Below are 18,177 nucleotides of genomic sequence, written 5' to 3'. Positions count from 1 at the left end.
CGACCTTCGGGAAACGTATGCCGACTGGATAAGTGTAAAGACCCGACCCGGCAGTGCCTATGAGCAAGACGGGCGATCGGAGGCGGGAAAAGGCGTAAGCGGGCTACGCCGGAATGCGTATGGCGCTCGCTACCGGACAGGCGTAAGGACGAAAAAAAGCCCGCCGGGAACCTCACCGGCGGGCTTTTGCGGAAACGTCGCCTTACATATTGATGGTCAGCGCCTTGCCCTCATAACTGACTTCCTTGTCGGCCTGATCGAAGTTGTCGGAACTCGATACGCCAGCCTTAATGAAGCGAACCTTGAACTGACGCTTGGCGACCATGCCCTTGTACTGGCCAGTGCGCTCGCCGATGGTCACGGTTTTGGTTTTATCGTCGTAACTGAGCGGAATGCGGGTAAATTCCCCGCGGGTGTAGGCATTGGTGACGCCATCATCCTCGTACAGGCTGAATTTGCCGTCGGCGCCGGTGTAGATATTGAGCGTGACCGGGGCGTCCGGTTTTTCATCGACATACTGCGTCACGGGTCCCATCGGCAGGATCGCACCGGCCTTGACCAGCAGCGGCATGCGCGCGACCGGGGCCTGCATGGCCACCGTCTTGCCGCCCTGGTGCAGCGCGCCGGTATAGAAGTCGTACCATGCGGCCCCTTTCGGCATGTACACCGTGCGCTCGCGCGCGCCGTACACGTGCACCGGCGCCACCATCAGGTCGCGTCCGAACAGGTACTGATCCTTGATATCCTTGACCTGGTCATCCTTCGGGAAATCCATCACCAGCCCGCGCATCACGGTGCCGGAGTGGTAATAGATATCCGAAGCCGACGCGTAAATGTACGGCATCAGGCGATAGCGCAGTTTCAGGTACCACACCATCGAGTCCTGCATCTCCGACTTGTCCGGCGCGATGTTGTAAATCTCGCGTTTGACCACTTCGCCGTGCGAGCGGAACAGCGGCGTAAAGGCACCGAACTGGAACCAGCGCAGATTCAGTTCCTGCCACTCCTTCAGGTCTTCCGGCTTGACCGTGGCGGTGCCGGTGCTGCGGTTTTCCTGGGCCGAGCCCACGTCGCCACCCTGGAAGCGCACTTCCTGGGCATAGCCGCCGATATCGTGGGTCCAGTTGGGAATGCCCGACATCGAGAAATTGACACCAGCCGAAATCTGGTCGTACAGGTTATTCCAGCGTCCCACCGTATCGCCACTCCACACCGCCACCGCGTTGCGCTGGATGCCGGCGAAACCGGAGCGCGACAGGATCAGCTGGCGCGTATCGGGCTGGTCGCGTGTGAGGCCCTCGATCAGCGCCTGCGTGTGCGGCATGCTGTAGGTGTTGTAGGTGATTTCGCCGGCGCCGTACACGGTCGGCCCGATCAGCTTCTTGAAATCCTCGGGGCGGGTATTCGACAGCACGTCCGGCTCGCTGTTATCCATCCACCACGAATCGAATCCGAGGCCACCGAGCTTGGTCTTGACCTGGCGATAATAGATATCGCGCGCTTCCTGCGTGTACGGATCGTAGTGGGCATTTTTATAGCCCGGGCCGACCCAGTCAAGGTCGCCGTTTTCGACGTTCCTGGTCCACATGTGGCCCTTGGACGCGAATTCCTTGTAGTTGTCCGTATCGGCATAGAACTTGCCCCAGATAGACAGCATCACGCGCACATTGTTCTTGTGGATCTCATCGACCATGCCTTTCGGGTCGGGAAAGCGGGACTTGTCGAAATCGTGCGAGCCCCAGCCGTTTTCGGGCCAGTAGAACCAGTCCTGCACGATGTTATCCAACGGCCAGCCGCGCTTGCGGTATTCGCGCACCGCGCCGAGGATCTGGTCCTGGGTTTCGTAGCGCTGGCGCGACTGCCAGAAGCCGTAGGCCCACTTCGGCATCATCGGCGCCTGTCCGGTCAGGTGGCGGTAGCCGGCGATCACGCTGTCCATGTTGTCGGCGTTGATGACGTAGTAATTGATGGCCTGGGCGATCTCGGACGAAAACGTCAGCGAATGGCGCTCCGCCTGCGGCAGCGGATCGTTGTGCGTGATCGCGATCATGCCGCCGGTCGGTTTCCATTCCAGGTGCAGCTTGACCGGCTTGTTGGCGGCGAACTTCACCTCGAAATTGTGGTACCACGGGTTCCAGCCCTGGCGCCAGACGTCGAGCACCTGCTTGCCATCGAGCGTCAAGGTCGCGTAATCGGACGAATACAGCTGCATCTTATGCACGCCGGCCTTGGCCGAACTGAGGGTAGCGTCCCACACCACCTTGACGTCCTTCAGGTCTTTCAGCGGGCCGAGTTCCTTCGGCCAGTTTTCGGCGACATCCTTGAGGTATTTGTAGTCGATGTCGGTTTCGTGGCGGGTCAGCACCAGCTTGTCGCCCACGTAGTAGCGCGCGGTCAGGCCGCCGGCCTTGCCGCTGGCGTCGACCAGTTTCAGGTCGCGCTTCATCGGGCCGTACGGTGTCGGGTCGCCGAAGCGCGAGATCGAATTGTTATCCCACAGGACGCCATAGTTTTTGTCGGAGATAACGAACGGCACCGCCACATCCATATTGTGCTGCGCCAGCAGAACGTCCTCGCCATTCATGTTCATCTGCGCGTTCTGGTGCTGGCCCAGGCCGTAATACGCATCTTTCAAGCCCGGATTGAAGCCCTGCTTGATCGCCAAAAACGGCTTGCCGTCGACCTTCACCGGCGTGAGACGCTCGGACGACTGGGTGAGGAACACGTCGCCCCTGGCGTTATAGAACTTCACCAGGCCGGTTTTCAGCGACACCCTGGCCGAGATCTTGCCGGCGTTAAGCGTCACCACGTCCTTGTCGGCATCGCTGACCGTGAACTGGCAGGCGCACGGTTTGGCCACCGTCATCATCGAAGGCGTGAACTCCTTGCCCGGCTGGTCGGATTTGACGACGTGGATGATGTTCTCGCTCATGACCTCGAGGCGCACTTCCTTCGCCGCGCCCTGGTCGGGCTTGACGACCACGCCGCTGCCGGTTTTCTCGAAGGTGTCCGCGAGGGCGTGGCCTGAAGCCATCAACGCCAGGCAGGAAGCGGTTCCCACCAGTGATTTAAGACGCATTCTGTGATCTCCAATAGTTTTTAGTAGGTGCCGATTCTGATTTTCAGGACGATTGGCTTGGCCGGCAGGTTGATGCCGTAGTCGACCTGGTCGCCATTCCAGTTGCGCTCCATGACCCATTTGCCGGAAGGGTCGAAACTGCCCTCCTCCACCCGTGCCAGCATGGTCGGCTTGCCCTCGTTGCTGCCGGCGCCGCCCAGCCGCAGGCGCACCTGCTGGCCGACGACGATGAATTCGTTCTCACCGATCTGGGCAATCGAGACGCCGCCGCTCGGCTTCTCGGTATTCGCCGGTTCATCCTTGATTTCGGGATTCCATTCCTTTTCGCCGAAGCGCCACTGGCGAAACGACACAGTGGCTTTCCAGTTTTTCATGGCGATCGTTTGCTCGGTGCGCTCGTCACTTTCAGCCACGCCGTAGGTACGGCCCTCGAACGCCCACTTGGCCCACTGCCGCTCCATCGGCCGGAACACGGCAAAGATCGATCCGAACGGTTCGACCATCGTCTTGTCGGTCAGCTTGGAGCCGAGCGGGAAATTGCTGTAGTCGGCGTAATCGATGCCGAACGGCGCAAACCCCAGCGCGCCGCGTCCGAGCACCTGGTAGGTGTAGCGTGCGTAGGTGGCCGCGTTACCGAGTTCCGGCACCATCAGCGGGTTATCGGGCCGCTGGAAGCGGTCGAGCGTTCCCGTAAACTTGGCCGACTGCGGCATATAGATATCCGGCGCGGCGAAATCGATCGCCGGTGCGGCCGCCTTGTAGATGTCGATGACATCGTAGGTCGGCCCGCCGCTGGCGAAATTGCCCTTCCACGGCGCCATCGGCTCGATCGGATCGCGCAGGGCGTTATTGACGTACATCGGCAGGTTGTACACCGCGCGTCCGGCCCTGGCGATATCGCCGATATAGCTGGCGATGGCATAGGTATGGAAATACTGCTCGGCGTAGTCGCCATACACCTCGGACCACGTGCCCCTGGCCGCCAGCTTCACCGGCGACTTCTGGCGCTCCAGCACAGCCTGCGGCACCGCCTGCGCAAACGCCGCCTGCGCCTTCGCTCCATAATCGCGCACCAGCCCATACGTGCCGACTTCGTTCTGCACCTGCATCATGATGACCGTGCGATGCGCTTCATCGATCTTCTTGATGTGGGCCATCAGCGCGACAAAGGCCTTTTTATCGGCCTTGAGTGTCTCTTCGCCGAACGGCGACATGCAGTAATTGACCTTGCCATCCTTGTCGACCATGCGCGGGAAGCGCTGGTTGTCGAACTTGACCCATTCCGGGCTGTATTGCGGATTGGTGTTCTTCCAGGTGGCGAACCACAGCAGCACGAGACGCACCTTGTTCTTGCGCGCCTCGGCCACCAGCGTATCGACATAGCTGAAATCGAATTTGCCTTCGACCGGCTCGATCTGTTCCCACGCCACGGGAATTTCAAGCGTATTGGCGTGCATGTCCCTGATCGCCGGCCACACCTTTTTCAGCGCGGCCGGATAATTGCTCGAATTGTGGGCCTGGGCGCCCAGCATCACGAACGGCGCGCCATCGACCATGAGCGCATGGCGCCCATCCTTTTGCACCAGCTGCGGCAGCGGTGGGGCGGCCGCCGCGCTGGTGGCCGCTACGGCAAGCGCTGCGACGAGCAAGCGGTTCACGTGGCGCGCCATCAGAAGCTGTAGCGCATCTGCGCCGTGTAGCGTGGACCGGTGACGAACCAGGCACGCCCCTTGGCGCCTATTGTCTGGTCCATCTCCTGCCTGAACTTCGCATCGTTGATGTTCTGCGCTTCCAGGCCGAACGACAGTTGCTCGGTGATCTTGTAGAAGATCGAGGCATCGAGCTGGCCGTACGCCGCCGCCCAGGTCGGCAAACCGTAGCTCACATTGTGGGCGCCGACCGTCGAACTGGCCGGATTGGTGTCGGTACCATCGTCGCCGCGGGTGCCGTTCACATTGACTCCCTGCAGGCTGCGCGAACGCCAGTTGTACGCCAGGCGTGACGACAGGGGGCCTTTGTCGTACATCAGCGCCAGGTTGTACGAACGGCGCGACTGGTTGTACAGCGGCAGATTGCCGAAGGCACGGCCGTTGGTGTCGCAGCCGTTCATGTTCAGGTTCAGGTTGGCCGCGTTATTGCCGGCGCCACCGGCGCAGTATTCCTGGAACACCGACGAATACATGGTCTTCTTGCCGTCGACGAAGGTGAAATTGGCCTGCACGCCCAGGCCCGACAGCCATTGCGGCAGATTGTCGAAATACTGCTGGTATGCGAGCTCGAAACCGCGCGCCCTGCCCTTGGCGCCGTTGATCGGTGCGGTCACCGTGAAGTCGTTCATCACGCCATTCACGTCGGGCAGCTGGAAGTTGTAGCTCTGGTCGACGATGATGTCCTTGAGCTGCTTGTTAAACACCGCAAGGGTCAGCGAGCCGGCCGGTGCGAAATACCATTCGGCCGTCAGGTCGACCTGGCGCGACGTGACCGGCTTGAGCGCAGGATTGCCGGAGCCTTCGCCAGTCAAGGCCACGCTGTTCACGCGCACGATGGCGGCAGCGTCGTTGGAGGTGGTGTTCACTTTCTGCGACAGCGTCGTATAGCCCTGCAATTGCGAAAAATCCGGGCGCGACAGAGCCGAGGCGACAGCAAAGCGGAATTGCAGTTTGTCGCTGGCCTTCATGCGCAGGTTCAGGCTTGGCAGCACGTTGCTGTACGAATTGCTGTAATCCTGCGGGCGCACGAACGCCGGGATGTTCGGGATGGCCGGGCCGATGGTCTGGTAGCCTGCGGGGATGGTCGGGCGGGTGTAGCTGAACACCGTGTAGCCGCTCGCCTTCATGTCGGTCTTCACATAGCGCAGGCCGATATTGCCATCGATCGGCATCGCCAGATCGTCGAAACCGAAGCGCGCCTGCGTGTAGATGGCGCCGGTCTTTTCGGTCTGCTCGTTCGAGCCCGCCGGATCGGTGCCGTAGGATGCAGCCTTCCATGGCGCGCAATCGGGCGTGGCGCCCTTGGCGGCGGCGTTCTCGTTACACAGGATGTCGTGGTATTTGTGCAGTCCTGCGTAGCTGTCGGGGTAACCCGTGGCCAGCGAGGTATTTGGCACCACCAGCGATGGCACCGACACTTTGCCGCCGAAGAAATTGTTAAAGTTGTGCACGCGCGTGTTGCCGGCAAAGCGCGGGTCGCCCAGCGACGCCAGTTGGCCGATATTCCAGCCCAGTTGCCACGGCTGCGAAACGGCGACCCAGTTGTAGTCCGGGTTGGTTTTTTCGGTGACCGCGTCACGCTTGGTCAGGCGCACGCCGAAGCGGATATCGCGCAGCACCTTGTGATCGAAGTCGTACTGGGCGTCGCCCTTCCACGCGGTTCCCTTGGCCTTGCTGCGGTCCGCGTGCTCCTGGGTGAAGGCCCAGTAATAGTTATTCGGATTGGCCAGGTAGGCCAGGTCGTCGCTGTCGAAAATCAGGTTCGGCCTGCCGCCGCCCAGGTCCAGCTGCTGCTTGGGCATCTGCACGCCGGTGGCGACGGTCGAATCGAGATTGGCGGTCTTGGCGCGGATGCTTTGCAGGTCCGACTTGAAGGTCCAGCTGCTGCTCGGGCGCCATACCAGGTTCCACGACACGTCCGTGGTATCGGACTTGCGGTTCGCAATGCGCGTATCGCCGCCGTAGTTGATGCCCTTGTCGGCCGGATCGGTCAGTGTGCCGCTCACGAAAGCGCCCTTGTCATCGTAGGTCGCGCCGGGACTGACCAGGATGTTGTACGGGTTGGAGGCGGCAAAGATGGCCTGCTCGTCCCAGTCCATTTTGTAACGCGACTTGAAGTACGTCAGCGATGTGTTCAGGTCACGGTTCGGGCGCCATTGCAGGGCGCCGTATGCGCCTTCGCGCTGGCGCTCGAAATTGAGCGTGCGCCAGGACGCGCCCTTGGGAATCCAGACGGTTTTGCCGGGGACGACATTGTCGCGCGGAAAATACGGTTCGACCTGCAGGGCGTCGGTGCGGGTCGCGCTTTCGGAATAGGCCAGGTCGAACAGCGCGCCGACTTCGCCGATGCCGGTCTTCCAGCGGTTGGAGAACAGCATCGAGGCCGACGGCGAGCTGCGGCCCTTTTTCAGCGCGGAGTACGTTGTCTGCCCCGACAGCGCCACCTTCATGTCCTTGAAATCGAACGGCATGGCGGTGCGCAGGTTCACCAGGCCACCAATGGCGCCTTCGGTCTGCTCCGCGGACGGGTTCTTGTAGATGTCGACGCCGGCCATCAGTTCGGGCGGCACGTCCTCGAAATTGAGCGAGCGGCCGCCATTGGCCGAAAACGAATCGCGGCCGTTCAGTTCCGAGCGCACGTAGTTCAAGCCGCGGATCGACACGCCCGAGCCTTCCACCGAAAAGTGTTCAGGATCGGCCTTGCTCATGGTGCGGTCGATCGTCACGCCCACCACGCGCTGCAGTACTTCCGTCACCGAGCGGTCGGGCAGCTTGCCGATATCGTCGGCGACAATCGAATCGACGATTTCGTCGGAATTCTGTTTGACTTTCTGCGCCGAGTTCAATGCCGCGCGCTGGCCGCTGACGACCACCACGGCGGCATCGCTGCTCGCGCTTTCCTTGACTGGCGCAGGCGTTACGGCCTGGGCCATCGCCACGCTGCTCGACATCAGTGCGATCTGGGCCACGGCCACGGCAATCGCTGTTTTCTTGTAGTTGTTCAACTTGTCTCCTCTGTTTCCGTTCGAATCACGGCTGCTTTTTATGTTTGTGCTGGCGGTGCTGCAAAGTGTCGTTCATCGATAAAGGCAAGCCCTCCTCAACGCGATTGTTGAAAGGAGCGCAGACGGACGGAGACAGGGCCGCGTGGGCCTGTGGTTGATCATCATTGCTAGCGTCTCGTATGGATTTTTATATGCGTCGGCTGGTGCCAGGGGTGGCCCGGAGCCGCGCTAATTTGTGCATTTATTCTCCGAGCTCCGCCCGCCCGCCGCAATTACGAAAATGACCAAGACACAGAACGATATTAAGGAAACAACGTTCGCTCGGCGCGCGGCTATGCGCACCTGTCGCCATCGCGGCGCAAATGCGTCAAAGCTGGCATACCTGCTTACTATTTCTGGACCGCGAGCATGCTGCCCAGGCGCGCGGAAGCGCCGGGTTTCAGGCTGAGCGCAACTACCTTATCGCCATAGCGCACCGTCCCGCCGCCCTGCCCCGCCACCGAGCGGATGCTCGCGCCGGTCAGTTTGCCGCCGGCCCAGGCGATATCGACCTCGAAGCCGCCACGGGCGCGCAAGCCTTTCACCGCACCGTCGGGCCACGACGACGGCAGCGCCGGCAGCAGATGCAGCTCGCCCGTGTGCGACTGCAGCAGCATTTCGCAGATGGCCGCGGTGGCGCCCAGGTTGCCGTCGATCTGGAACGGCGGATGGGCGTCGAACATGTTGGCGTAAGTGCCGCCTGCATTGTTGGTTTCGGTGCCGGGGCCGGCCTGCTGGGCGGCGCGCGCCCCCGGCTTGGCCAACTGCCCGCGCAGCATTTTGTAAGCGTGGTCGCCATCGAGCAGGCGCGCCCAGAAAGCGGTCTTCCACGCCATCGACCAACCGGTGCCAGCGTCGCCGCGCCCTTCGAGCGACCTGCGCGCCGCCGCAGCCAGCGCCGGGGTTTTGGTTGGCGAGATTTGCCGGCCCGGGAACAGGCCAAACAGGTGCGACACGTGACGGTGCGTGTCGCCGGGGGTGTCGAGCACAGGGTCCTTTTTCTCTTCCATCCATTCGAGCAGCTGGCCCCAGCTGCCGATGCGCGGACCCACCAATTGGTCGCGCATCGCCGCGATCTGGTCGCGGAAGGCCTTGTCGGTGCCGAGGACGTCCGCCGCTTCCACGGTGTTGTTGAACAGGTCCCAGATGATCTGCTGGTCGTAGCTGACACCATCTTCAATCGGCCCGTGCTCGGGCGACCAGCCGTTTGGCGCCACCAGCCGGCCATCGGGCACGCGCTTCAGATGGTCCTGCCAGAACGCGCACACTTCCTTCATCATCGGGTAGGCCACGGTGCGCAGGAACTCACGGTCCTGGGTAAAGGCGTAGTGTTCCCAGAAGTGCTGCGCATACCAGGCGTTGCCGGTCTTGTTCCAGATGTAGGTGGTCGCCCCGAAAGGATTCGATTCAGTGCGCAGCGCCCAGCCACGTACCGGCTTGTTCGCGGCGGTGAGGAAGCTTTCCTCGCCGGCCTTGGGCGGCTGTGCCAGCGCGCCGGTGGCGGTGTCGAGAATCAGCTGCCGGTACACGGGTGCCACGCCGGTAACGAAGTCGAAGAACGGCATCGCCGATTCAGCCAGGTTGGCCGGTTCGGCGGGCCAGTAATTCATCTGGATGTTGATGTTGGTGTGGTAGTCCGAATTCCACGGCGGCGTGAGGCTGTTGTTCCACAATCCCTGCAGGTTGGCCGGCAGCGAATCGCGCGAACTCGAAATAAGCAGGTAGCGGCCGAACTGGAAGAACTGCGCTTCCAGCCCCGGGTCCTTGCCTTCGGCGGTGTAGGCCTCGATGCGCTGGTCGGTGGGCAGTGCGCGCCGCGTGGCCGATGCCTGGCCGAAATCGACGCTCACACGGTCGTAGAGGCGCTTGAAATCGTGCTGGTGCGCGGCGAGCAGTTGCGCCCACGGGCGTGCCCCTGCCGCGCCGACCTGGCTTGAAACGCGCGGCAAGGGGTGCGCGCCCTGGAACCGCTTGCTCGCATCATTGACGTAGCTCGTTCCCGCGCCAAGCACCAGCACCAGTGCATCGCAGTTGGTGAAGACGATCCGGTTGCCTTCCACCGACAGGGTGCCGCCCTCGTTGATCACCTGCACCTGGCTGGCGTAATCCATGACGTTCGTCGTCGGTGCGGTCGGCGGCGTGGCGGGCAGCACGAAGCCGGCCAGCGACCCTGTGGCGTAAATGCGGTTGCCGGACACGCTGATGCGCGCGTCGTGCATGTCGGTCAGCTCGATCGAGCCGCTGTACTTGCCCGGCTGGTCGGCGCTCAGGCGCGCCACGATCGCCTGCGCCGGATGGCTGGCGAACATCTCGCGCTTGAACGCCACCCCGGAGTGCCTGTACGTGACGCTGTGCAGGCTGTTGTCCAGATCGAGCTTGCGCGCGTACTGGCTGACGCCGGCGGCGTGCCCCGGCAGGTTGATGAACACGTCGCCGAACGGCTGGTAGGCGCCCAGCGTCTTGTCGTCGCCGCTCCACAAGGTGATGTCGTTGAACTGGATGCGCTCGCGCGCCACCTGCCCGAAAATCATCGCTCCGATACGGCCATTGCCGATCGGGAGCGCCTCGCGTTCCCAGCCCTCCGGCGTGTCGGGCGCCGGGCGGTCGTAGCGCAAGATGCGGTCGCTGGCACTGGCGTCATGCATGAAGGCCGCGAACAGCAGCGCGCAGCACAGTGACGTCTTCATCGATTACTCCCCCATCAGGCGCTGCAAGGCCGGGGCCATCGCCTTTGCCCACGCTTCGTAGCTTTGCTCGTTCAGGTGCAGCAGATCGGGCATGACCTCGCGCGACAAGGTACCGTCGGCGTTGAGGAAGGTCTGGTTGATGTTCAGGAAAAAGATCCGCTTGCCGTCGTCGAAGCCCGCCAGGATCTTGTTGACCTCATCGTTGATGCGGCGCAGCTGGCTGTCCGGCTTTGCATCGCGCGGAAAGATCGCCAGCAGCAGGATTCTGGCGTTCGGCAGGCGCTGTTGCACCTCCTCGATATTGCGACGGATTCCAGCCGCCGTAGTAACCGGATTTTCGCGCCGGTCGCCGGTGTTGTTGGTACCGGCCATCAGCACCACGACTTTCGGGTCGAGTCCTTCGAGCGCGCCGTGCTGCAGGCGCCACAAGACGTTCTCGGTATGGTCGCCGCCAAAGCCCAGTCCCAATGCATTGTATTTGGCGTAGTAGCGCTGCCAAACTGGCGCGCCGGTTTTCTCCCAACCCTCGGTGATCGAGTCGCCGATGAAGACAATGCCAGTTTTTTCGCCAGCGGCATTGCGGCGCTCGACTTCCGCTTTTTTTGCCTCGTGGCGCGGCAGCCAGTTGTTGATCGACCAGGATTGATTGAGCATCTCGGGCGTGACCGACTGCGTCTTGTAATCCGGGCACACCGTATTCGGCGTACCGGTTTTGAGGAAGCGGATATGCGCAATTCCCACCCTGCCGCTGCCGCTGCCTTCCAGTGCGAACGGCACGGTCACGGCGCGGAAGTCGTCGCCGTCGCGCGCAAAGCAGCGCATCGAAAACACCAATGGCTGCCAACCCTTGCCCGCCATGGCGCGCGCCGGCACCAGATACGGCACCTGGCGTTCGCACTCCTTGCCACAACTGACCTTGAAGGACACCCCGCCCTGCGCCATCTCCTCCACATTCAGGTCAAACGCCACCACGCCATCGGGAACATACGCACGCAGGTCGAGCGGCGCATCGCTTTCCACGCGCAGGTTGGCATACCAGGCGTCCTTGAAGTGCAGCGTCATCGCGTTGTCGCCGACATCGACCCCGACCCGGCTTTCCGCGACCTTGGGCACTGCCGGTTTAGGTACGAGGACGGAAGCGCCATCAACCCGCTGCGACGCTTCAAAATCGGCGACGACCACGTTCGATCCGATGCGCGGGCCGGCCGCGTAGATCGTCAGCTCATCGCTCTGTTTCGCGGGCGTGGCGCAGGCACCGACGGCCAGCAGCGCCGGCAACACGAGCGACAGGCGCAGGGGCTTGGCTATACGTTTCATCATCGCGTCCCTGTGATTGATCAGCGGCGCGCGGAGCGCGTGACCACGTCGACCCACACCGCCAGGGTGAGGATGGCACCCTTGACGATCATCTGCCAGTAGCTGTCGACGTCCAGCATCGACATGCCGTTATCCAGGCTGGCCATGACCAGCGCGCCGATCAGGGCGCCGTACACCGTGCCCGAGCCGCCGCGCATCGAGGTGCCGCCGATGAAACAGGCCGCGATCACATCGAGTTCACCCGAAGTACCGGCCGAAGGCGACCCTGCTGCCAGGCGCGCGGTGTTGATCAGCCCCGCCAGTGCGCACATCAATCCCATCAAGCCGAAAATCCACAGTTTGACGGCGCGCACGTTCACGCCGGACAGGCGGGTCGCTTCCATATTGCTGCCGACCGCATAGATGCGGCGACCGAACACGGTTTGCGTGGCCACGTAGCTGAACACCGCAAGCAGGACCAGGAGCAGCAGCACCGGCAGCGGAATGCCTTCATAGCTGTGCAGCGTGCGCACCACCGAATACAGCACCGCGCCAATCGCCAGCAGGCGCACGCCATCGCGCAGGGCGGTCGGCACCGGCAAGCCGTGGTGCGCCAGGCTGGCGCGCTGGCGCCAGGTCAGCACCGCGGCCAGCACGAACAGCAGCACGCCAAGGCCGATGCTCAGGTCGGGCGACAGGTAGCCCTGCCCCAGGTACACCATCTCGGGCGATACCGGCGCCACCGTTGTACCATCGGTCACCCCGAGCACGATGCCGCGATAGGCCAGCATCCCGCCCAGTCCCACAATGAAGGAGGGTATGCCCGCATACGCCACCAGGTAGCCGTTGAAGATGCCCAGCACCAGCCCGCACGCCAGCACCAGCAGCACGATCAGCGGCAGCGGCAAGTGATGGCTCACATCGAGCACCGCCGCCACGCCGCCCAATAGCCCGAGCAGGGAGCCGACCGACAGGTCGATCTCGCCGGCGATGATGACGAACACCATGCCACAGGCCAGGATGCCGGTAATGGCCATCTGGCGCATCAGGTTCGACAGGTTGCGCGCCGAGGTGAAGCCGCCATCGGTTTTCCAGCTGAAGAACAGCCAGATGAGGGCAATCGCGGCCAGCAGGGCCAGGATTTTATACTGCGTGAAGATTTGTTTGAATTTGATCGGGTTCATGTGTTCTATCGCGAAGGTAGCGTCGTTCAGTGCACGGCTGGAGCGTGGTCGAGGGCGGCGGCGAGCAGGGTTTCCTGAGTCAGGTTCTGGTTGACGAAGTCGCCGCGCAGCTGGCCCTCGCCCATCACCAGCACGCGGTCGGAAATGCCCAGCACCTCGGCCAGCTCGGAGGACACCATGATGATCGACATGCCCTGGCTGGCCAGTTCGAACATCAGCTTGTAGATTTCGTATTTGGCGCCCACGTCGACGCCACGGGTCGGCTCGTCGAGGATCAGCACCTGCGGCTTTGTCAGCAGCATTTTCGACAGCACCGCCTTTTGCTGGTTACCGCCCGACAGGCTGGTAATGGGCAGGAACGGGCTGGCAGTTTTCAGTCCGAGGCGGTTGATCTGCTCCTGCACGGTTTTCAGTTCGGCTTCGCGGTCGATGCGGGTCAGGCGCGAAAACGAATCGAGCACGGAGAGGGTGATGTTCTGGCCGACGTCCAGGTCGCGCACGATGCCGTGCTGCTTGCGGTCTTCCGGCACCAGCGCGAAGCCGGCGCGGATGGCCTTGAGCGGCGTGCCGGTATCGACCACGGCGCCATGCAGGCGTACCTCGGCCTGGCTGGCACCCGGATAGGCGCCGAACAGCGCCGATACCAGCTCGGTGCGCCCTGCCCCGACCAGCCCGGCGATGCCGAGGATTTCGCCTTTGCGGAGCGTGAACGAGACGTTGTCGACGCGTTTGCGTTCCGGCTTGTCGATGTCGTAGCAGGTGACGTTGCGCGCCTCGAAGATCACCTCGCCCAGCGCGCGCTCCTGCTTGGGATAAAGCTGGTTCATCTCGCGCCCGACCATCTGCGCGATGATGCGGTTCACATCCAGTTCGGCCATCGGCGTGGTGGCGATGTGCCTGCCGTCGCGGATGACGGCGATGGTGTCGCAAATCGCAGCCACTTCATCGAGCTTGTGGGAGATGTAGACGCAGGCGACGCCCTTGGCCTTGAGCTTGCGGATAATCTCCAGCAGGATCTTGATTTCGGCGGCAGTGAGCGACGCTGACGGCTCGTCGAGGATCAGCAGCTTGGCGTCCTTGTTGAGGGCCTTGGCGATCTCGATCAGTTGCTGGTGGCCGCCGCCATAGTTCATCACCGGCAGCACCACGTTCACATCGGATAAATTCAAGTCGGCCAGCAACTGCTCGGCGCGCCGGTTCATGGCGGGGTAATTCATGCGCCCGCCAAAGCCGGTGATTTCGTTACCGAGGAACAGGTTCTCGGTAACCGACAGTTCCGGCACGAGCATCAGTTCCTGATGGATGATGATGATCCCGGCCGCCTCGGTTTCGCGGATGGAGGTAGCGCGCAGGGGTTTGCCCTCGAACAGGATGTCGCCATCCCAGGTGCCGTGCGGGTAGACGGCTGAAAGAACCTTCATCAAGGTCGACTTGCCGGCGCCATTTTCGCCGCACAGGCCGACGCATTCGCCGGCGCGGATTTGCAGGTCGATGCCGTCGAGCGCGCGGACGCCGTCGAACTGTTTGACGATGCCCTTCATTTCAAGCAAATAGTCGGACATACTGGTTCTCGTGTTTGAAAACGTTTTCACACTAAAGGCGCACCTCGCCCGCCTCTCGTCGTCCCCGCGCCAAGGCGGCACTCGGCGGGGATCCAAGTTCTTATCGAGGCTACAGGCGGCACTACGAACTTGGGTTCCCGCCTGCGCGGGAACGACGGAGTGGAGGCGATGCCCGCAGTTATTTACCAGCTATCTGCGCTTGGGTGTAAAACCCGTCCGTCACCAGCAAATTGATATTTTCCTTGGTCAGCGCAGTCGGCTTGAGCAGGATCGTTTTCACCTTTTTGAAACCGTTGTCGTATTCGCCGTTAAAACCGGGCTTCTCATTGCGCACCAGTTGCACCGCCAGCTTGGCCGCCTCGCCGGCCAGCAGCTTGAGCGGCTTGTACACCGTCATCGCCTGCGACCCGGCAATCACGCGGCGCACCGCAGCAATATCGGAATCCTGCCCCGACACCGGCACTTTGCCATCTAGCTTTTGCGAGGCCAGCGCCTGGATCGCGCCACCAGCCGTGGCGTCGTTCGATGCCACGATCCCGTCGATCTTGTTGTTATTGGCCGTCAGCGCATTCTCGACAATGGACAGCGCTTCCGACGGGCTCCAGTCCTTGACCCACTGCTTGCCGACGATTTTGATATCGCCCTTGTCCACCAGCGGCTGCAGCACGGCCATCTGGCCTTCGCGCAGCACCTTGGCGTTGTTGTCGGTCGGCGCGCCGCCCAGCAGGTAGTAATTGCCTTTCGGACGAACCTTCACCACGCCGGCAGCCTGCATCTCGCCCACGGCCTTGTTGTCGAAGGAAATATACGCATCCACATCGGCATTGAGCACCAGCCGGTCGTACGAAATGACCTTGATATTGGCCTTCTTGGCTTCCTTGATCGCGTTATTGAGCACGGTCGCGTTGTAAGGCACGATCACCAGCGCGTCGACCCCGCGCGAAATCAGGTTTTCGATTTGCGCGATCTGCTTTTGCTCGCTGGCGTCGGCCGACTGCACGAACACCTTGGCGCCCAGCTTGTCGGCGGCAGCGACGAAATAATCGCGGTCGCGCGCCCAGCGCTCAAGGCGCAGGTCGTCGATCGAAAAACCGATCTTCGGGTTTTTGGCATCGGCGCTGGCCTGGCCGCAGGTCAATATCATCATGGCCGATACGACCGCTACGCTCAGAATTTTTTTCATCTTGTTTGTCTCCATTATTGTTATACGACTTGGATGCTACCCGGCACAGCGCCGTGTTTTTGGCAACGAAATAACGGAATCCCGCCGTTCATTGCCATATCTACATTTATCTCGTCACGGATGTCATCACGGATGTCATCAGTGGTTATGCCTCGGCAAATCGTGGCCGACGCCGCGGTACGGCAGCGCCATTTCCATGCAGCCGCCCTGTTCCAGCTGGCCCACGGTGGCGCGGTACAGCTCCTGCCACGGGGTCTGGCTCGGCGGCGTGGGCGGGATCGGTTCCTTCCTGCGTTCGGCCAGGACTGCGTCGTCCACCAGCATGTCGCAGCGGCCCGTATTCAGGTCGACGCGGATGATGTCGCCGCTGCGCACGTAGGCAAGCCCGCCGCCGGCCGCGCTTTCGGGCGAGGCATTCAAGATCGAGGGGCTGTCCGAGGTGCCCGACTGGCGCCCGTCGCCCAAGGTCGGCAGGTTGAGGATGCCACGCCGGATCAGTGCGTCCGGCGGCTGCATATTGACCACTTCGGCCGAACCCGGCCAGCCGATGGGGCCGGCGCCGCGAATGACCAGCATGCAGCCTTCGTCGATATCGAGCGCCGGATCGTTGATGCGCGCGTGGTAGTCGCCCGAGCCGTCGAACACCACGGCGCGGCATTCGAACACATTTTCGTGGCCGGGGCGGCACAGGTAGCGCGCGCGGAAGTCGGCCGAGATCACGCTCGTCTTCATGATGGCGAAGTCGAACAGGTTGCCCTTGAGGACAAAGAAGCCCGCCTTGGCTTTCAGCGGCGCGTCGTACGGATAAATTACCTCACGGTCGACGCTGGCGCGGTCTCGCAGGTTGACCGCCATGGTGGTGCCGGTGACGGTCAGGCGCTCGGCGCGCAGCTTGCCGGCCTGCTGCAGCTCCCACATGATGGACGGAACGCCGCCGGCGCGATGAAACCGTTCGCCGAGGAATTTGCCGGCCGGCTGCATGTTGAGCAGCAGCGGCACGTCGTGGCCGAATTCCATCCAGGCGCTCGATTCGATCTCGACCCCGGCGTGGCGCGCCATGGCCATGATGTGCGGCTGGGCGTTGGTGGAACCGCCGATGGCGGCATTGACCACGATGGCGTCCAGGAACGCGTCCTTGGTGAGGATGTGCGAAGGACGGACATCCTCACGCGCCAGCTCGACGATGCGGCGGCCCGTTTCATAGGCCATCTGGCCGCGTTCGCGGTACGGCGCAGGAATGGCCGAGCAGCCGGTAAGCGACATGCCGAGTGCTTCGGCCAGCGCGTTCATGGTCGAGGCGGTGCCCATGGTGTTGCAGTGCCCGGCGGACGGCGCCGAGGCGGCCGCGATCTGGAGGAATTTTTCATTGTCGATCTCGCCGGCGGCGAGGCGGCGGCGGCCGTGCCAGATGGCGTTGCCGGAACCGGCCAGTTCGCCCTCGAACCAGCCGTCGAGCATCGGTCCGCCGGAGAGCACGATGGCGGGAATGTCGACCGTCGAGGCGGCCATGATCTGGGCCGGCGTGGTCTTGTCGCAGCCGGTGGTGAGCACCACCGCGTCGATCGGGTAGCCGTGCAGGATTTCGACCAGGCCCAGGTAGGCCAGGTTGCGGTCGATGGATGCGGTCGGGCGGCGGCAGTTTTCAAAAATCGGGTGCAGCGGGAATTCCATGGCAATGCCGCCGGCGTCGCGGATGCCGTCGCGCACGCGCTTGGCCAGTTCCAGGTGGATGCGGTTGCACGGGCTGATGTCGCTGCCGCTCTGGACAATGCCAATGATGGGCCGGCCGGCGCGCAGTTCGTCGGCGGTGATGCCGTAGTTCATGAAGCGCTCCAGGTAGAGGGCAGTCATGTCGATGTGGTCGGGATTGTCGAACCAGTCCTGCGAGCGGTAGCGGCGTGGCGGAGTTGGGTGGGTGCTCAAACGATATCCTGTAGCGAAATGGTGTGCTGGGCCAGGCCCGGCGTGTCGGTGCGGAAGGTAAACAGACCCCCGGCCAGCGGTTCGCGCGCGCGCTCGTCCTCGCTCAAGCCCTTCCAGGCGGTGGTGACGAAGGCGGAGCGCAGGTCGGCGCCGCCGAAGGCTAATTTAGTGATGTTGGAGACGGGAAAGGCTATCGTGCCCACCAGTTCGCCGGCCGGGTTGTAGCGGTCGATGCGGGCGCCGCGGAACATGGCGACCCAGATGCCGCCGTCGGCGTCCACGGCCATGCCGTCGGGGTGGCCGGGGGCTTGCGTGACGATGAACAGGCGCTTGCGCGTGGCCGTGCCGTCGGGCAGGACGTCGAAAGCGTAGATCTTCTTGCCCAGGGTATCGGTGTGGTACAGGGTCTTGCCGTCCGGGCTCATGGCCGGGCCGTTGGTGATGATGTAGCCGCCTGTCGACGGTGGTGAGACGACCGCCGGGGTGCAGGCTGTAGAGCGAGCCGGTGGG

Annotated in this window: 10 protein-coding genes; all 10 read right to left on the bottom strand. The window is 62.7% G+C overall.

What is annotated here, in order from left to right:
• Positions 1-202: 202 nt before the first annotated feature.
• Entirely contained in the window at positions 203-3,079 is a 2,877-nt protein-coding gene (locus CR152_RS19590; RefSeq protein WP_099877407.1) for a glycoside hydrolase family 31 protein, read from the bottom strand.
• A 20-nt stretch (positions 3,080-3,099) separates the two neighbouring features.
• Positions 3,100-4,737: a GH35 family beta-galactosidase gene (locus CR152_RS19585; protein WP_229413460.1), complete on the bottom strand. Its 1,638-nt coding sequence runs from the start codon at positions 4,735-4,737 to the stop codon at positions 3,100-3,102.
• 11 nt (positions 4,738-4,748) lie between these two features.
• Positions 4,749-7,793, bottom strand: a complete 3,045-nt coding sequence (locus CR152_RS19580) for a TonB-dependent receptor (protein WP_099877401.1) — start codon at positions 7,791-7,793, stop codon at positions 4,749-4,751.
• A gap of 389 nt (positions 7,794-8,182) precedes the next feature.
• Positions 8,183-10,519, bottom strand: a complete 2,337-nt coding sequence (locus CR152_RS19575; RefSeq protein WP_099877398.1) for a glycoside hydrolase family 95 protein — start codon at positions 10,517-10,519, stop codon at positions 8,183-8,185.
• 3 nt (positions 10,520-10,522) lie between these two features.
• On the bottom strand, positions 10,523-11,839 hold the full coding sequence (locus CR152_RS19570; RefSeq protein ID WP_229413459.1) for a GDSL-type esterase/lipase family protein: 1,317 nt from the start codon (positions 11,837-11,839) through the stop codon (positions 10,523-10,525).
• 17 nt (positions 11,840-11,856) lie between these two features.
• Positions 11,857-12,999, bottom strand: a complete 1,143-nt coding sequence (locus tag CR152_RS19565) for a sugar ABC transporter permease (RefSeq protein WP_099877395.1) — start codon at positions 12,997-12,999, stop codon at positions 11,857-11,859.
• A 26-nt stretch (positions 13,000-13,025) separates the two neighbouring features.
• The gene (xylG, locus tag CR152_RS19560) at positions 13,026-14,561 is read right to left on the bottom strand and encodes a D-xylose ABC transporter ATP-binding protein (protein ID WP_099877392.1); all 1,536 of its coding nucleotides are present in this window, start codon (positions 14,559-14,561) and stop codon (positions 13,026-13,028) included.
• Positions 14,562-14,739: 178 nt separating this feature from the next.
• Positions 14,740-15,744 (bottom strand): D-xylose ABC transporter substrate-binding protein, encoded by a 1,005-nt coding sequence (gene xylF, locus CR152_RS19555; protein ID WP_099877389.1) that lies wholly within the window; start codon positions 15,742-15,744, stop codon positions 14,740-14,742.
• A gap of 138 nt (positions 15,745-15,882) precedes the next feature.
• The gene (locus tag CR152_RS19550; protein WP_099877386.1) at positions 15,883-17,667 is read right to left on the bottom strand and encodes an IlvD/Edd family dehydratase; all 1,785 of its coding nucleotides are present in this window, start codon (positions 17,665-17,667) and stop codon (positions 15,883-15,885) included.
• The gene (locus CR152_RS34690) at positions 17,664-18,092 is read right to left on the bottom strand and encodes an SMP-30/gluconolactonase/LRE family protein (protein ID WP_267876244.1); all 429 of its coding nucleotides are present in this window, start codon (positions 18,090-18,092) and stop codon (positions 17,664-17,666) included. Before CR152_RS34690 ends, CR152_RS19550 begins: the two co-directional genes overlap by 4 nt.
• Positions 18,093-18,177 lie beyond the last annotated feature (85 nt).

The organism is Massilia violaceinigra, assembly GCF_002752675.1.
In the GTDB taxonomy this organism is placed as follows: Bacteria; Pseudomonadota; Gammaproteobacteria; order Burkholderiales; family Burkholderiaceae_D; genus Telluria_A; species Telluria_A violaceinigra.
Note: the sequence above shows the minus strand (reverse complement) of the source record. Positions and strands in the feature narration are given on the sequence as shown.